Annotated in this window: 7 protein-coding genes and 1 tRNA gene; 3 read left to right on the forward strand and 5 right to left on the reverse strand. The window is 74.6% G+C overall.

Annotated features, from left to right (window positions below; all coding sequences use genetic code 11):
* Positions 1-9 precede the first annotated feature (9 nt).
* From AOM06_RS03175 to AOM06_RS03190, 4 genes are read right to left on the reverse strand one after another with little or no spacing between them, the layout of a single operon-like run.
* Positions 10-792, reverse strand: a complete 783-nt coding sequence (locus tag AOM06_RS03175; RefSeq protein WP_228372832.1) for an MBL fold metallo-hydrolase — start codon at positions 790-792, stop codon at positions 10-12.
* The gene (locus tag AOM06_RS03180; RefSeq protein WP_062302640.1) at positions 789-1118 is read right to left on the reverse strand and encodes a DUF202 domain-containing protein; all 330 of its coding nucleotides are present in this window, start codon (positions 1116-1118) and stop codon (positions 789-791) included. Before AOM06_RS03180 ends, AOM06_RS03175 begins: the two co-directional genes overlap by 4 nt.
* Positions 1115-1477 carry a YidH family protein gene (locus AOM06_RS03185; RefSeq protein ID WP_062302643.1) on the reverse strand — a complete coding sequence of 121 codons (363 nt, stop codon included), beginning with the start codon at positions 1475-1477 and terminating at the stop codon, positions 1115-1117. The genes AOM06_RS03180 and AOM06_RS03185 overlap by 4 nt, the downstream gene beginning before the upstream one ends.
* Before the next feature lie 37 nt (positions 1478-1514).
* Positions 1515-1868, reverse strand: coding sequence for a hypothetical protein (locus AOM06_RS03190; RefSeq protein WP_062302647.1), 354 nt, complete (start codon positions 1866-1868; stop codon positions 1515-1517).
* Positions 1869-1949: 81 nt separating this feature from the next.
* On the opposite strand from AOM06_RS03190, the gene AOM06_RS03195 reads away from it, so the two are divergent.
* Positions 1950-2022, forward strand: a tRNA-Arg gene (locus AOM06_RS03195).
* Positions 2023-2083: 61 nt separating this feature from the next.
* On the opposite strand, the gene AOM06_RS03200 is transcribed toward AOM06_RS03195, so the two are convergent.
* Positions 2084-4213 carry a hypothetical protein gene (locus tag AOM06_RS03200; protein ID WP_062302651.1) on the reverse strand — a complete coding sequence of 710 codons (2130 nt, stop codon included), beginning with the start codon at positions 4211-4213 and terminating at the stop codon, positions 2084-2086.
* A gap of 223 nt (positions 4214-4436) precedes the next feature.
* Here AOM06_RS03200 and AOM06_RS03205 point away from each other — a divergent pair, with 223 nt between their 5' ends.
* Together AOM06_RS03205 and AOM06_RS03210 are read left to right on the forward strand one after the other, a co-directional pair.
* Positions 4437-13085 (forward strand): DUF6603 domain-containing protein, encoded by an 8649-nt coding sequence (locus tag AOM06_RS03205; RefSeq protein WP_156163557.1) that lies wholly within the window; start codon positions 4437-4439, stop codon positions 13083-13085.
* Complete coding sequence (locus tag AOM06_RS03210; protein WP_156163558.1) at positions 13075-16218, forward strand: hypothetical protein; 3144 nt, start codon at positions 13075-13077, stop codon at positions 16216-16218. The genes AOM06_RS03205 and AOM06_RS03210 overlap by 11 nt, the downstream gene beginning before the upstream one ends.
* The last annotated feature ends 2 nt before the right edge of the window (positions 16219-16220 follow it).

Genomic DNA, 16220 nt, shown 5'->3' on the forward strand with positions numbered 1-16220 from the left:
CAGGCCATCTTAGGCGGGGCGAGGGGCCGCTTTCGCGCGCGAGAGCCGCACGGCGGCCCCCTTGTCGACGAGCACGATGCGCTCGCGTGCCGGATCGCCCTCGATGGCGGCGCGGAACGCCGCACGCGGCTGCGAGAAGTGCGCCCAGTCGTCGATGTGCACGGGGACCACCGAGGCAGCGGGCCACAGGTCCGCGATCCCCAGCGTGACCGCGGCGTCCGCGGTGAGCCGCGCATCTTCCAGGCGGGCGACGCGCGCGGCGCCCGCGCACACCACCGCGATCCCGACCTCCGGGAAGTGCCGTGCGACCTCCGCCGCGACATGGAGCTCCGCGTTGTCGCCCGAGAAGTAGAGCGTCGGCCAGCCGGCCGCCTCGAGCACGAAGCCGGTGACCTCGGCGAGCCGGTCACGGAGCGCGTCGGGGCCGTGCTGCGCGGGCACCGCCGTGATGCACACCGGCGCATGCGCGCCGTACACGGTGACGCTGTGCCACGGCTTGAGGCCCACGATCCCCGGGATGCGCGCGGCCGCCCCGGGCGTGGAGATCACGTGGCCGGCCGTCGCGAGCGCGGCCCGGCCCGCCACGTCGAGGTTGTCCGGATGCTCGTCGTGGGAGAGGAGCACCAGGTGGACGTGCCCGATCGCCTCGGGTCCGAAGGCCGGGCCCGCGAGCTTGGTGAGGTTGCCGTGCACCCCCGGCGGGTCGAACGTCGGGTCGGTGAGGACCGTGAGGCCCGCGTAGCCGATCACGGCCGTCGGGCCTCCGACCAGCGCGATCTCGACGGCGGTCACCGGGCCGCCGCCTCGATCAGCACGAACGCGACGCACGCCGCCCCGAGCGCGAGCACGCCCCCGCCGAGCACGAGCACCGGCACCGCGGCGGGCGCGTGGCGTAGCACCCCGTGCGCCGTGGCGTGCCGGTAGCGCACGGCCGCGACGACAGCGGTCCCGAGCGCGGCCACCAGCCCCAGCAGGGCGAGCGCGACGGCGAGCGGCCCCGCGGAGGAGAGCACCTGGAGCCCGACCAGCCCGGCCACCGCGAGCGACAGCGCCGTGCGCTCCCACGCGAGCCGCGTGCGCTCGGCGGCGAGCCCGTCGTCGACCGGCGCCGCGGTCATGCCACCAGCCCCCACGCGACCATCGCCATGCCCAGCACCACGCCGACCGTGAGCACCACGCCGATGCGGGGTCCGGGAAGCGGCGTGCCGAGCCTCAGGGACCGCTCGGCGCGGTACCACGCGACCAGGCCCGACACCGCCGCGACCGCCCCGAGCAGGCAGAACAGCAGCGCGGTGACGAGCCTTAGGCCCGGGCTCATGGGGGCGTCGAGCGCCTCGAGCCCCACGCCCGCGGCGAACAGCGCGAGGGCCGTCCGGGTCCACGCGAGGAACGTGCGCTCGTTGGCCATCGAGAACCGTGCGTCGGGATCGTCCCCGAGCGCGTAGAGGCGCCGCGGGAAGCCGGTGCCGTCAGCCATGCGCCCAGCCTAGGCGTCAGCCGCCGGACGATGCGGGCTAGCCGACGATGCGCCCGATCGGGTCCCCGCATTGCACGGGGAAGGACTCGGCGCACGCCTCGACCCACACCTCGATGCGGTCGCCGACCGCGACGTCCTCGAGGGTCGCCGCCTCGCCGCTCGCGGTCTCGAGGGCGCCCTCGCGCTCGAACTGGAAGGTGGTGCCCTCGAAGTACTCGTAGCCGGGCTCAGGGGCGAAGCCGACGGCGATCACGTCGCCGGCGCCGTCGACGCTCGTGACCGTGCCCACCGCATCGGCGTCCCGCGCGTCGCGCACGTCGTCGCCGCGGGACTCGCACGCGACGAGACCGAGGACCAGGACCGCCGCCGCGACGCTCGTGAGGATGCGCACGCCTCAGCATCCCACGGACGAGCCATGTCCTGACCCGTGCTCCCTGCTGATATCCTCATTCGGCCCGGCCAGTCCGGGCGGGCCCCCGTAGCTCAGCGGATAGAGCGCCGGTTTCCGGTACCGTAGGTCGCAGGTTCGATTCCTGTCGGGGGCGCTTTCCGACGCGCGGCGTCGGACCCTCGAGGCCCCTCCGCGGAGGGGCCTTCGTCGTTCCGTCACCACCCCGTGAAGGACCCGGCCGCGCGCGACAGCTCCGCCGCGGGCCTGCCGTTGATGAAGCCGTCGCGCTGCGCCTTCGCGCCGGGCCCGGGGAACCGCCGCACCACCTGGTAGCGCGCCGCGAGCGCGACGATCCACTCGTCGCGGAGGCTGCCCGCGGCGTCGAACGCGGCGACGCCCGAGGTGGCGGTCGTGGTGTTCACGGCGGTCCCGATGTCCGTCGGCGTGAAGCCCGGCGCGTTGATGTGGTGGTCGAGGACGAGCGCGGCGCCGTACTGCGTGGTGAACAGGTCGCGGGGCGTGAAGCGCGGCGTCGGCGCGCCGCCTCCGGGCGCCGGCGTGCCGGGGATGAGGTAGTCGCCGACGTCCCGGAGGATCCGGTCGAACCGCTTGTTCGCCGTCTGCATCTCGGCGACGCAGTACTCGATCGACGCGCGGGCGGCGAGCCGCACCCGGGCGTTCCACTCCGGGGTGAAGACGCGCGCGCCCGCGGCGCCGCTGCCCCCGAAGAACGCGAACCGCGGGCCGATGGCGGCGGCGGTGGACTGCTGCATGCGGACCTTGGCGCCGGGATCGAGCCGGTACAGCGTGGCGTAGCGCGGGAAGTGGTCGCCGGGCGCGGCCGGCACGGCGAGCGGGTCGGCCACCACCGCCGCATCGGCCCAGGGATTGGCTGCGGCGACCGCGGCGGCGGTCGGGACGGGGGTGGCGGCGGCCTCCGCCGCGATCCACATCCGCGGCAGCATCCGGTAGAGGCCGAAGTGCAGGTCGTACTGGTCCGGGGAGAGCCCGCGGAAGTGCTCCCACAGCACGGTCGCCTCGGTGTTGACGTGCTCGGTCCACTGCTGCAGCCCCGTGGAGAGGATCCCCCGATCGCGCAGGCGCGCGGCGTCCAGACGGCCCTCGTTCGGGGCGATCACCACCACGATGTGCGAGCGGGCATCGATGCGAGGGTCCGCCGCCGGGTTGATCTCCGCCTGGTGCGCGGCGACGAACGGTCCCGGCAGCACGCGCCCGATGTGGGCGGGACCGGTGTATCCGTCGTACACGCCGTTCGCTCCGGCGCTCAGCTGCCGCCCCAGGACCATCTGCTGGTTGGCCCCGCCCGCCTCGATGGCGGTCTCGCTCCCCGCGGGCGCCCCCGCCGCCGCGAAGGGTACGCAGGCCGGAGGCAGGGGGATCTCACGGGCGCGCACCGAGGGCCCGGCCTCCCACGGCCCTTGCCACGTGTCCGCGACGGGCGGCACGGTCGCCGCGAGCCCGAGCGCGTTCGCCAGCAGGCGCCTCCCCCGCAGGAGCGCGGTGCGCCGGTCGGCGGACAGGGTCGCAGGATCGACGGGCGCCAGCGCGAACCAGAGCCGGCGCAGCACCGCGTTGCCCGCGGTCGTGCTCGCGGCGAGCTCCGCCTGGTGGTTGACGAGCGAGTCCGTCATCGCGAGCACGAGCGGCACCTCCTGCGCCGGCCGGGCGCGGTGCACCTGAGCGAGCAGCTCGTGGATGAAGAACACCGGCTCGTAGGGGTTGCGGAGCATCCTGGCCGTCAGCGCGATGCCGAGCGTCGCGGCGTCGGCGACCGCAGCGAGCTCCGCCGTCACCTCGGTCCTCAGCGCATCCGGGTCAGGGATGAGCAGCGGCGTCACCCGCGTGGCCGGGAGCGTGATCGCTGGCGGCACCTGGGCCCACGTGTGGAGCGTCTCGAGGTTCGTCACCCACTCCCCCGTGTCGACGTCGATCTCGATGGGGAGGGGCATGCGGAACCCGACCCGGAGCACATCGGTGGGCGTCGCCGTGAGGTGGGTCGCGCTGTACGTCTGCAGCGCCGCCGCCACGGTCGCCCGATCGGGCACCGCCGCCGCGGTGGTCCGCGTGGTGATGGTGGCGACGAGGTCGGCGAGCTCGGCCGCGACGCCCCCCAGCGTGGCGCCCGGGCCGAGGATGAGGCTCACGCGGGGGCGCAGGCTCGCGTCCGTGGTGAGGTCGCCCCGCACGTGCGCCAGCACGCCCTCCACGAGCGGCGGCCGCGCGGCCGGCGGCGCAGGAGGCACAGGCCAGCGCAGCATCGTGCGAGCGGTCGCCGGCACCGTCGCGAGACCCAGCGCGGCCAGGATGTCGTCGATGACGGTCACGGCCCACCCCCGTCGTGTCCCGTCGATTGTCGCTCAGGCCGAGGGCGTTCACCACCCCATTTGTCGGGCTTGTCCGCATCGGCACCGCGTGGCATGCTCGATCGGGTGACCCGCATCCGTCGAGATGCCGACGTGGTTCTCGCCACGACCGATCACGGCGCCGAGTAGCGCGCCGCCGATCCCCGCGAACTCCAGCTCCACTCACCACCCCGGGGGCACGTGGATGAGTCTCGACATCGGAGTCGACCCGCAGATGACGTCGTTGCTGACGGCCATCGGCGTCACCGACGACGATGGCCAGCTGGTCGGCAGCTGGTTCGACGACCCCCTCACGGCGATCCGGCGGATCCTGTCCAATCCGACCCAGCGCGCCGCCCTGCTGCGTCTGCTCGACGACCTCCTGCCCCCCGATCCCGCGCGGCCCGGGTGGCACCCGCTGCTCGACACCGAGGCGGGGAACCTCTTCCTGACCGTGGAGGACGACGTCATCGGGGTGGCCGCGGCCCTGCGCAGCGACGTCCTCGGCTCCGGCGTGGGTCGGGTGCAGGGCACGGTCAGGATCCCGCTCGTGAGCGTCGCGGGCGACCTCGAGGCCGTCGCCGCCACCGCCGAGGGCCCCGTGCTCATCGGCGTCGATGTCGGCTTCACCGACCCGGCCATCCCGATGACCGGGATCGGTGCGGCCATCAGCATCCACCTGGACGACGCGGCGCCGCTCGGCGTGGAGGCGGGCCTGCGGGTGACGGTCGAGGACTTCAACCTGGGCGACGGGGACCCGGTCGACCTGACGATCGACTCGGCGAGCGTCGGCGCGGACCTCATCGACGTGCTGCGCCTGCTGCTGCAGGAGGTCGTCGACCTGCTGGTCGCGGAGGCCGGCGGCAACGCGCAGCTCGACAGGCTCGCGGACCACCTCTTCGCCCTGCTCGGGATCGATGCGGACGCCGCCGATGGCATCCCGCCGCTGCCGCTCGAGCAGCTGCTCTCGCATCCCGAGGCGGTGCTCGACTGGCTCGTCGACATCGTCGACTCGAGCGACACGCTCACCGCGTGGGCGACGCACCTCGCCGGCCTCATCGGGGACGACCTCCCGGTGAGCGGCGCGGGCACGCCGGACGATCCGCTCCGCGCGGGCCTCATCGACACGGACGTCATCGACGTGTGGCTGCTGCTCCACGTCACCGCCGCCCGCGAGCTCGAGATCGGCCTCGAGGTGCGCGTCGACGCCGACGCGGTCGCGCTGTCGGGCGTGATCACCGTGCTGAGCATCCCCCTGCCGAGCGCGTCGGGGATCCCCGTCGACCCGTCCGCCCCGCTGCGCCTCACGCGCTTCGTGCCCGAGGCGCGCGTGGGGCTCGTCGCGCCGACGAGCGGAGACCTCGTCTCGAACGCGCCCGACCTCCGCATCGGCCGCGTCTCGGCAGGCTTCCGGCTCGCCGACGGCGCGGTGCAGCCGTGGCTCGAGGTGAGGGACGTGGTGATCGCGGGCGACGAGCACCCCGTCATCGACCTCACGGACGCCGATGCCGTGATCGGGGTCGCGGCGGACGCGGCGCTCGGCGCGCTCGAGGACCTGTTCGGCGACTCCCCCGTCGCGGAGGCGCTGCTCACGCTCATCGGCCTGCGCGCGCCGGCCGCCGACCCGACGGCACCGCCGCTCGACCTCGCGGCGCTGGGCCGCGGGCCCACCCTCGCGCTCGGCCGTCTCCACCACGCGATCCTCGACGACGACACCCGCTCGTGGTCGTCCATGCTCGAGCAGGTCGCGATCCTCGTCGGGCTGACCCCCACCGTCACGGGCACCGGCACGCCGGCCGATCCCTGGCTCACGCCGATCGCCGCGGACGGCCCGGTCACCCTCTCCCTCGCGGCGTGGGACGCGCGCGTCGACACCGATGTGCCGGGGCTTCACCGCCTGCGCCTCGGCCTCGCCGCCGGCGCGACGCAAGGCGTCTTCGACGGATCGCTGCTGGTCGAGCTGCTCGGCATCGACCTGCCCGCGTCCGGCGCGGGCGCGGTCAGCCTGATCGGCCGCTCGCAGCTGGAGATCCGCCTCACGCCCGACGGGCCGCTCGACCTCGCCGGGCTGCAGATCGCCGCGGGCAGCGCCACGGCGACCGCGGGCTGGCGCCCCGGGGAGGAGCCGGTCTGGCGCGTCGGGATCGACGGCGTCACCCTCACGCTCGACGGCGAGGACTTCGGCCCCTACGACCTCGCGCTGCCCGGGCTGGAGCCGGACCTGGGGCTCGGGGCCGATGCGGTCCGGCTGCTCGGGCAGCTGATCGGCTCGGCGCTGCATGAGTGGGGCGGCGAGCCCGCGCACCTCCTCACGGCCCTGCTCGGTCTCCACCGCGATGCGGCGGACCTCCCGGCGGACTGGCCCCTCCTCGCCGACCTCTTCGACGGCGCCGACTCGCTGCGACAGCTCCTCGACGACCCTGCCGCGGCGCTGCGCGCGTACCTGAGCGAGCTGGTGACGGGGATCGCTGCCGACGGCAGCGCACGCGTCACCACCGTGCTGCAGCTGCTGGGACGGCTGCTTCCGGCCGGTATCGACCTCGGCGGGCTCGGCATCGGCGACCTCGCGCTCGGCGAGCTCACGGCGCCCGCGCTGCGCTCGATCACGGGCGGCGGCCGCTACGAGGACCCGTGGGCGATCCCCATCGTCGACGAGAACGCCGACGCGGCCGAGGGCGTCGCAAGCGTCGACGGGCTCGTCTGGCTCGAGCCCGCGGGGCCCCCCGCCGCGTGGATCGCCGCGCTCGCCGCGGCGGCGGACGCGGTCGCCGACGGCGACCTCCTCACCTCCTTCCTCGGGGACGCCTCCGCGTTCCGGCCGCAGCTGGCGACGCTGCTGCGCGGCAGGGACCACGATGCGCTCGCGTTCGGCTTCGACAGCCTCGCCGCGTGGCTGGTCGACGGCGACGGCCTGGTGCCGTTGGGCTCCCAGCTGCCGGACGGCTGGGAGCACGGCACGACCGTCGCGGCCGCCCACGGGCTGCTGCCGAGGGATCCTGCCGTGATCGGCCAGGTGGTCGCCCGGCTGGCCTCCGCGAGCGCGCCCGTGCTCATGGTGGCGCCGCCGTTCGCGGACCACACGATCTTCGACGACCTCATCGCCGCCGTCACCGGCGCCGCGCCCGCCGCCGGCCGCCACTTCGACCTGCGCGCGCTCCCCAACCCCTCCGAGGTCGACCTCAGCCAGGTCGCCGCGACCGCGGGGCCGTACACGGCCGACCTGCTTCCCGACCACGCGGTGAGCGAGATCGAGCAGCTGCGCCTCGTCCTCGAGCGCATCCGGGCGCTCACCGGTCAGCCCGTGCGCGTCATCGGCCACTCGACGGCCGGCGTGGTGGCCCGCACGCTCGCGGCCGCTCACCCGGAGCTGGTCGCGGAGCTCATCACGCTCGGCACCCCGCACGCCGGCTCGGACCTCGTGCCCCTGGTCGACCCGCTCGCGGCGGACGCCGTCCGCATCGCCTCGTCCGTGGCGGGATCGATCGCGGACTCCGTGCTCGGCGGCAGCGTGCAATGGCTCAGCGGGCTGCTCGACGGCGCCGCGGGACCCCTGGGCGGCGCGGTGAGGCCCGGCTGGTTCGAGGGGGTCGCGGCGGGGCTCGTCGACACGGTGCCGGGCTTCGCGATCGCCTCCCAGCTCAGCGGAGACCTGGTCGGGATGCTCACCGGCTCGACCATCACGGGCCTGACCGCGGCCGAGCCTCCGACCCACGTGGCCTTCGGGCTCCGCCTGGGCCTGGCCACCCCGCGCACCGATCCCGAGGAGGGGGAGCCTCAGGGCATCGCCCTCGCCGCCGACGCGCGGGTCGACCTCGCCCGGATCCCGCTCGTCGACGGTGCCGCGGAGCCTCCGCGCCCCGCCACCGCGCTCAGCGTGAGCACCAGGACCTATCGACCGGACGGCTGGCTGGTCGGCGACGGCGTCCTCGCGGACGCGCCGATCCGTCCGCGCGTGCGCGAGGTCGAGGCCGGCGTCACGATCACGCCCGCGGGCGCCTCGGCCGATGCCGATGCGGTCGCCGGAGGGCTCGGCGTGCGGCCCTGGCTGCGGCTGCTCGACGCGTCGGTCGACGCGACCCCCGTGCACGACGCGCTCACGCTCGCCGACGATGCGCTGCGCGACGCGCTCGACGCCGTGCTGGCGGAGCTCGGCGCGGCGGCGACGGCGGCCGCCGCGAACCCCGCCGCGCAGATCGCGCTCGACCTGCTCACGGCGGCGGGCGCGGTGGTCGAGACCACGGAGGGGCCGCGCGCGTCGATCCAGGGCATCGCGGCGCTCGCGACCGTGCCGACCCGGACGCTGGGCGAGCGGCGGGATGCGCTGCTGGCGGTGCTGCGCGACATGGTCGGCGACCCCGACACCGCGGGCATCGACCTGGGCGGGCTCGACCCGGGCGCGCTGTCCGTCTCGCTCCCGGAGCTGCCGCTGCGCCTGAGCGTCGACACGGCGACGATGCTGGTGAGGCTCGACACCACCGAGGACGTCGTGCTCGCCGAGCCCTTCCGCATCGGCGGCCGCCTCGACCTCGACCTGCGCACGCTCGCCTCCACGCTCGACGTCTCGCTGATGGCCGGCCCGGTGGTGCTGCGGCGCGCCGTCGACGGCACCATCAGCGTGACGGCGAGCCCGTGGCTCGCGACGCCCGTGGTGCTGAGGCCCTTCGACGCCGCCGCGCTGGAGGCGCGCCTCGAGGAGCTCATCCCGGATCTCGGCGTCTCGGCCGTCGCGAGCGCGGTACTGAGCGGGCTGTCCGGGGGCGCGGTCACCGTCCCGCCGATCAGCGCCCTCATCCGCGACCCGGTCGCGTGGCTGCGCGGACCCGCGGCGCTCGGCACGGACGCGGGGCTGCTCGACGGCGACAAGATCAACGATCTGCTCCGGACGATCGCCGGAGGGCTCGGCCTCGGCGCGGATGCGGGGCTCGGGCTGCCGGGAGGCTTCCTGCTCAGGACGGCCGGCAGCGACCCGCTTCACGTGGAGCTTCAGGGCACGCTCGGCGACGAGGCCGACGTCGCGAGCGCCACCGTGGCGCTCGGCCTCGACCTGCGCACCACGGGCCCCCTGCCGACCGACGTGCAGGTCACGCCGGCCGGCACCGTCACCCTCCATCTGAGCCTGCCCGGCGACTGGGGCGATGTCGCGATCACCTTCGGCGTCGACGCCGCCGGGGTGCAGCTGCGCATCGCTCCGGACGGCGTCGCTCCCCTCCAGCTGCTGCCGACCGTGTCCGGGCTCGGCGAGATGCTCGGATCGACGGTCACCGCCCTGGTGCCGCACGTCCTCCAGGAGATCGCCGACGCGCTGCTCCCGCAGCCGTCGCACCCGGTGCTCGATGTCGCGCTCCAGATCGCCGACGCCCTGGGCATCTACGACCCCGCCGCCGAGGGCTTCATGGGCGCGGCCCAGGTCGAGCAGCTGCGCAGGATGCTCGACCCCGGCTGGCTCGAGGACCAGGTGACCGACCCCGCGCTCATCATCGGCCACATCCGCAGCCTGTTCCCCGACGGCGCCTCGCCCGGCGTCATCCCGCTCCCCGCGGGGCATCGCATCGCCCGGGTCGCGGACCGGCTGCGCTGGGAGATGGACGTGATGCCCGGCTGCGTGCTCGGCGCCGAGCTGGGCTGGGCCGCCGACGGCCATCCGCAGGTGCTCGTCACCCTGACGGGCCTCGACACGGGCCCGGTGAACCTCACCGAGGTGCGGCTCGGCTTCCTCGACGCCTTCGAGGGCCTCGTGAGGGCCCGGGTCGAGATCGGCGACCCGCTCGACTGGTTCACGCCGGAGATCGAGTTCAGCCTGGCGGGCGACAGGCTCGGGCTGCGGCTGCTCCCGTTGGGCGACGATGCGGCCGCGGACGTCGAGATCGTCCTGCTGCCCACGCCGTCCGTCACGCTCACCCCCGAGGGCGGGATCGAGCTGGCGGGCTCGTGGCTGCTGCCCTTGGTGACGCGGTTCGTGGTGCCGCAGGTCGAGGAGCTCCTCGATGAGCCCCTGTGGACCGGCGGTCCGTCGTCGCGCGCGATCCTGTTCGGCGCCGGCCTGGTGACGAGCGAGAGCGGCGCGCTGCGCATCGTGGCCCGGTTCCCCGAGCCGCCCGTCATCGCGATGGGCGCCCTCACGACCGCCCTGTCGGGGCTGTCGATCGAGCTCGCCGAGGGCCTCACGCTGGGCTTCGCCGAGGATGCCGGACGGCTCGGCATCCGGCTGCGGGGCGCGGTGACGATCCCGGGCGACGTCTCGGTGACGGTCCTGTTCGGTCGGCACGACTGGATCGGCGACGGCGCCGGGGTCACGGCGTGGGCCATCGGGCCGTCCGGCGACCCTGCGCTGCCGGCCGCGCCCGCGCCCGGCCTCGACATCGAGGGGCTGGGCCTGCAGATCTCCGGGGCGGACGAGGCGCATCCGCTGCTCGGCGGCGACGGCGGCGTGGTGAGGCTCGGAGGCATCGGCGCGATGTTCTTCGGCAGCTTCTCGTTCTGGGACCCCGCGACCAGCCGGCCGAGGTTCCTCGTCGACAGCCTCGGCGCCGCTGTCGAGCTCGTCGACTCCGCCATCCGCGTCGACGGATCCGACGGGGACTCGTTCGTCGCGAAGCTCATCCCTCAGGAGCTCGGCGCGGGCTTCACCACCGCGATCGCGTACCGCGACGGGCGGCTCGAGGTGCACGGCGGACCGGGCGACGTCGACAACGGCATCGCGCTCACCTTCCCGCTCAACCTCAACATCGCCGACATCGTCTTCCTGCGGGAGCTCTACCTCGCGGCGATGTTCGGCGACCGGACCGACATCGTCGCGGCCCTGTCCGGGAACGCCGAGCTGGGCCCCATCGCGGTGACGGTCGACCGCGTCGGGCTGCGGGTGGTCATCTCCGGCTCCGGCGCGGCGCTCAGCTTCAAGCCCCCGGACGGCTTCGGCTTCTCGCTGGACGCCTCCGCGATCCGCCTCGGCGGGTTCCTGCTCGTCGACGAGGCGCGAGGCCGCTACGTCGGCGCGCTCGAGATCGCGCTGCTGGAGAAGTTCTCGCTCACGGCGATCGGCATCATCACCACCAAGAACCCCGACGGCTCGCCCGGCTTCTCGGTGCTGATGCTCGTCACGGTCTCCCTCCCCGTGCCCATCCCCCTCGGCTACGGGTTCTTCTTCTCCGGCGCGGGCGGTCTGCTGGGCCTCAACCGCGGCATGGACGTCGACCGCATCCGCGACGGCCTCCGCACCGGCACCGCCGACTCGATCCTGTTCCCGACCGACATCATCAGCCGCATCGACGTGATCATCCGCGACCTCGAGGAGTCGTTCCCGACGCAGGAGGGGCACTTCCTCATCGCGCCGATGGCGATGATCCAGTGGATGAACCCGGCGCTCGTGACCCTCAAGATCGGGATCGTCCTCGAGATCGCGCCGCAGCCGAACGTCGCGCTGCTCGGGGTGATGCGGCTCGCCCTGCCGACGCCCGACGAGGCGGTCGTGGACATCAAGGTCGCCTTCATCGGCGGCATCGACGTCGCCGCGAGCCTGCTGTACTTCGACGCGGCGATCTACGACTCGTACATCGGCTTCTCCGACTTCAAGCTCAGCATCGAAGGCGACATCGCGATCCGCCTGTGCTGGGGCGCCCAGCCGGACCTGGTCGTCTCGGTCGGCGGCTTCCACCCGAGCTACACGCCCGCCGCGAACCTGCGCCTGCCGGCCATGCGGCGACTCACCCTGTCGCTGCTCAAGGACAACCCGCGCCTGACGCTCCGCCTGTACTTCGCGGTGACGAGCAACACCATCCAGTTCGGCGCCCAGCTCGAGTTCTTCGCCGGGGTCTCAGGGTTCTCCATCAGCGGCGACCTGGGCTTCGACGTGCTCGTGCAGTTCGTGCCCTTCCTCATCGACGCCCACATGTGGGGCAGGCTCGCCGTCACCGCGGGCGGTGCCGACATCTGCTCGATCGGCCTCGACCTCCAGCTGCGCGGCCCGACCCCGTGGTACGCGCACGGCACGGCGCGCATCAGCATCCTCTTCTTCTCGATCAGCGTGGATGTCGAGGCCACGTTCGGGCGTGCGCACGAGACGAGCATCCCGGCCGAGCCCGTGCTGCCGAAGGTGCTCGACCAGTTCCGCGACCCCCGCAACTGGTCGTCCGAGCTGTCCCCGGCCGCATCGGCCGGCGCGGCGCTGTTCCCGCTGCCCACCGGCGAGCTGGTGGTCGACGCCGGCGGCCTGCTCTCCGTGCGCGAGAACCTCATCCCGCTCGAGACCGACATCGGGCTGGTCGGCAAGACGCCGCCGAGCGATGTGCGGCGGGTCAGCATCGAGGACCTCGCCCTCGGCGCCGACGACGCGCAGGTCGAGGACGTGACCGCACCGTTCTCCCCCTCCACCTTCGCCGGCGCCTCCTCCACCGGCACGGACCTGCTCAAGGCCCCGGCCTTCGAGGAGCGCCCGAACGGCGTCCAGGCGCGCGCGGGCCAGGCGCTCCAGGCGGACGCGGCGCTCCACCACCCGCAGGCGTGGGAGATGATCATCATCGACGACCCGGACCCCGACGCGCCCACGCCGCCCAAGGTGCCCGGGCTGCCGCGCGTGAACTTCGCACGGGCCTCCGCCGGCGGCGCGATCGGGGCATCGCACGGCGCGCGCGTGCGGGCGCGGCTCGCGGAGCGAGGCTCGGTCGTGCAGGCGAGGACGGCGGAGCCGCGGTTCGCCGTCACCGCCAAGGACGCGCTGGTGCCGCTCGGGGCCGACGGGTTGCCGGCGGCGGGCGCCGCCCCTCTCCTCTCGCGTTCCGATGCCGAGCACCTGCTCGCCGCGCTGCCGGCCGACGGCCGGCGGTTCCAGATCGTCCCGGAGGCGCAGATTGCCCAGTGAGCTGCCCGAGTACACGTTCCTGCCGTGGTCGCGGCGGGGCGTGGCAACGCTGCTGGGCGCGGACCAGACGGACCACCTCGGTGCGACCCCGGCCGCGGGCGAGAAGGACCGGGCCCGCCTGAACGCCACCCTCACGCTCGGCGCGGAGCCTGTCCCGGGAGCGTCGACCGGCCCGATCCCGCCCATCGTGCAGCCCGTGTCCCTCGTCGGCCCCCGCGACGTGAAGAACCTCGCCCCCGACGCGGTGCTGCGCGCGATGCCCGTGCCCGGAAGCGTCAACGCGAGCCCGGGCGAGCTCGCCTACGTCGAGTTCTACGACGAGGACCTTCCGTGGCGCTACACCCCCGCTCGCGCCACGGCCGGCCACCGGCTGCGGCCCTGGGTCACGCTGCTCGTGCTCGCCGAGGGCGAGTACACGTTCACGGCGGTCCCGGGGGCGCTCGGCATGCTCGTCGTCGACGACGACGCCCCGCTGCCGCCCGCGACGGAGACATGGGCGTGGGCGCACGTGCAGACGCAGGGCGACCTCGGCGCCGGCGACATCGGCGCGCTGCTGGACGCCGAGGTGGCCGCCGCGCCCGATCTCGCGCTGTCCCGGCTGGTGAGCCCGCGCCGCCTCGAGCTCCACACGGGCTACCACGCCTTCCTCGTGCCCACCTTCGAGGGGGGCCGGCAGGCCGGGCTCGGCAGCCCGCCCGCGCCCGGCACGGTGCCGGCGCAGCAGCCGTCGTGGGGCCAGGGCCAGCCCCGGGTCTTCCCCGTGCTGCACGACTGGACGTTCCGGACCGGCGAGCTGGCCGACTTCGAGGTGCTCGCCCGCCGGCCGCGGGCCTTCCGCATCGAGGCCGAGGGCTTCGGCACCCGCGACCTCGACATCTCGGACCCAGGAGCCGGGGTCGAGGCCCCGGGCGCGATCGTCGCCGTCGAGGGCGCCCTCGCCCCGATCGACTTCGACACCCGCATCGCCTTCCCCGCCTCGCCGGGGGCCGCGGTGGTGAGCCAGCTGCGCGACGTGGTCGACCTCGCGGTCGACCTCCGCGAGGACGGAGCCGATGCCGGCGAGGACCCGATCGTCGCCCCGCCCGCCTACGCGCGCAAGCATGCAGACCTGGAGCGCGTCGACGACGCCGCGGGCCCCACGCGGTGGGTGCGCGAGCTCAACCTCGACCCCCGCAACCGGGCGGCCGCCGGGCTCGGGGCGGAGATCGTGCGCCAACGCGACGAGGAGTACATGGAGCGGGCCTGGAACCAGGTCGAGCAGATCGACGCCGTCAACCAGCGGCTGCGCGAGGCGGACCTCGCGATGACGGCGAGCGATCGCGTGTTCGCCAAGCACATCGCGCACTCGGGGCCCGACCGACTCATGGGCCTGACCGCCGGCGCGCAGGCGGCGCTGCGCATCGGGACGGCGGGCAGCGCCACGATCCGCGGTGCGGTGGATGCGAGCCGTGTGCCGGCCGCGGCCCAGGCCCCGGCCTTCCGACGCATCGCACGGCCCGCGCGCCCGCTGGTGCGGACCCTCACGACCGCGGGGACGGGACCGCGGCTCGCGCTCCAGGCGGGCCTGCTGGACCGGCTGAACGAGGACCCGGCCACCGCGGTGTCGACGGCGCCGCCGGCCCCCGAGCCGCTCCTCGGCGTCGCGACCGCCACGGTCGAGACGGCCGTCGCCGCGGTCGCCGCGCAACGCCCTCGGGGCCGGGACGTGCTGCCGGTGCTCGCGGGGGACGAGGTGGAGGCGCGACGCGCGGCGGGCACCCTGGCGGCCGCGCAGCTCGACGACATCCGCGACGGCATCCGCACGCGTCTCGATGCCGGGTTCCCCGCGACCGACACGGCCAACGCCGAGCTGCGCGCCGAGGCCGTCGCGTTGAGCGCGGCCCTGACGTCGCTCGAGCACGCGGCCGGCGACCTCCCGACGGTGCTGCGGATGAGCGACGCGACCTTCCGGGACATGTACGGCCCGACGGTCGACGGCAAGAACTTCCTCGGCGTGGTGATCGCCCCGCAGACCGCCGCGACGCTCACCACCCTCGCGTCCACCCCGAGCCTCGACAACGCCGCGAACTTCGCTGCCGCGCTCGCCGACTTCTCCCTGCTCGCCGCGACCCGCCCGGCCCCGGCGCCGGCCGCGGCGCTCACCGCGCCCGCGACGCTCGCGGCGCAGGTCGCGCTGCAGGTCCGGCCGCTCGTGGCGATGCCCGCGCGCCTCACGACCATCCTCGGCGGCGTCGACGGCCTCGCCGAGGGCCTCGCCAACACACGTCGTCTCGCGCCCGTCATGGCGTACCCGACGTTCGACGACCCGATGTTCGGGCCGCTCTCGGATCTGGGTCAGGACTACGTCATCCCCAACATCGCGAACCTGCCGCCCGAGTCGATCGCGCTCATGGTGCCGAACGTGCGCTTCATCGAGTCGCTCCTCGCGGGCGTCAACACCGAGCTCGCTCGCGAGCTGCTGTGGCACGAGTACCCGACCGACCAGCGCGGCACCTACTTCGCGCGCTTCTTCGACGCCGCCGATGCGGGCGAGGACCGTCCGCCGGACATCCCCGAGGTGCACCGCTGGGATCGCGCGCTCGGCACGAACTCGCCGCAGCTGGCCGGGCTGCTCGTGCTGGTCGTGCGCGCCGAGCTGCTCGTGAAGTTCCCCGACACGCTCGTCTTCGCCCAGCACGGGCGTTACGCCGGGACCGGGCCCGGCCGCCACCGCACCCTCGACGAGGCCGGCGAGGTGCGCAACCCCGTGGTGCGCGGGAGGCTCGATCCCGACATCTCGCTGTTCGGCTTCGAGATGACGCCCGCCGAGGCGGCGGGCACGGAGACCGACGCCGGGTTCTTCTTCTGCTTCATGGAACGTCCGGGCCAGCTGCGGTTCGGGCTGGACCTCGACGAGGACCCCGCGGCGCCCGCACCGACGCTCACCACCTGGAACGACCTCAACTGGAAGCATCTGGCCCCCGTCGACGGCGGGCCGCCCGAGGAGGTCATGATCGACGCCAACGCGGGCCTGACGCCGGCCACGGCGGGGCTTCCGCAGTGGGGTCTGACGTCCGCGCACCTCGCGTCGATCCTGTGCCAGAACCCGGTCTGGCTCGCCCGCCACGCCACCGACATGCTGCCGACGGACTGAGC

The sequence above is a fragment of the Demequina subtropica genome (assembly GCF_000971235.1).
GTDB classification, from domain to species: domain Bacteria; phylum Actinomycetota; class Actinomycetes; order Actinomycetales; family Demequinaceae; genus Demequina; species Demequina subtropica.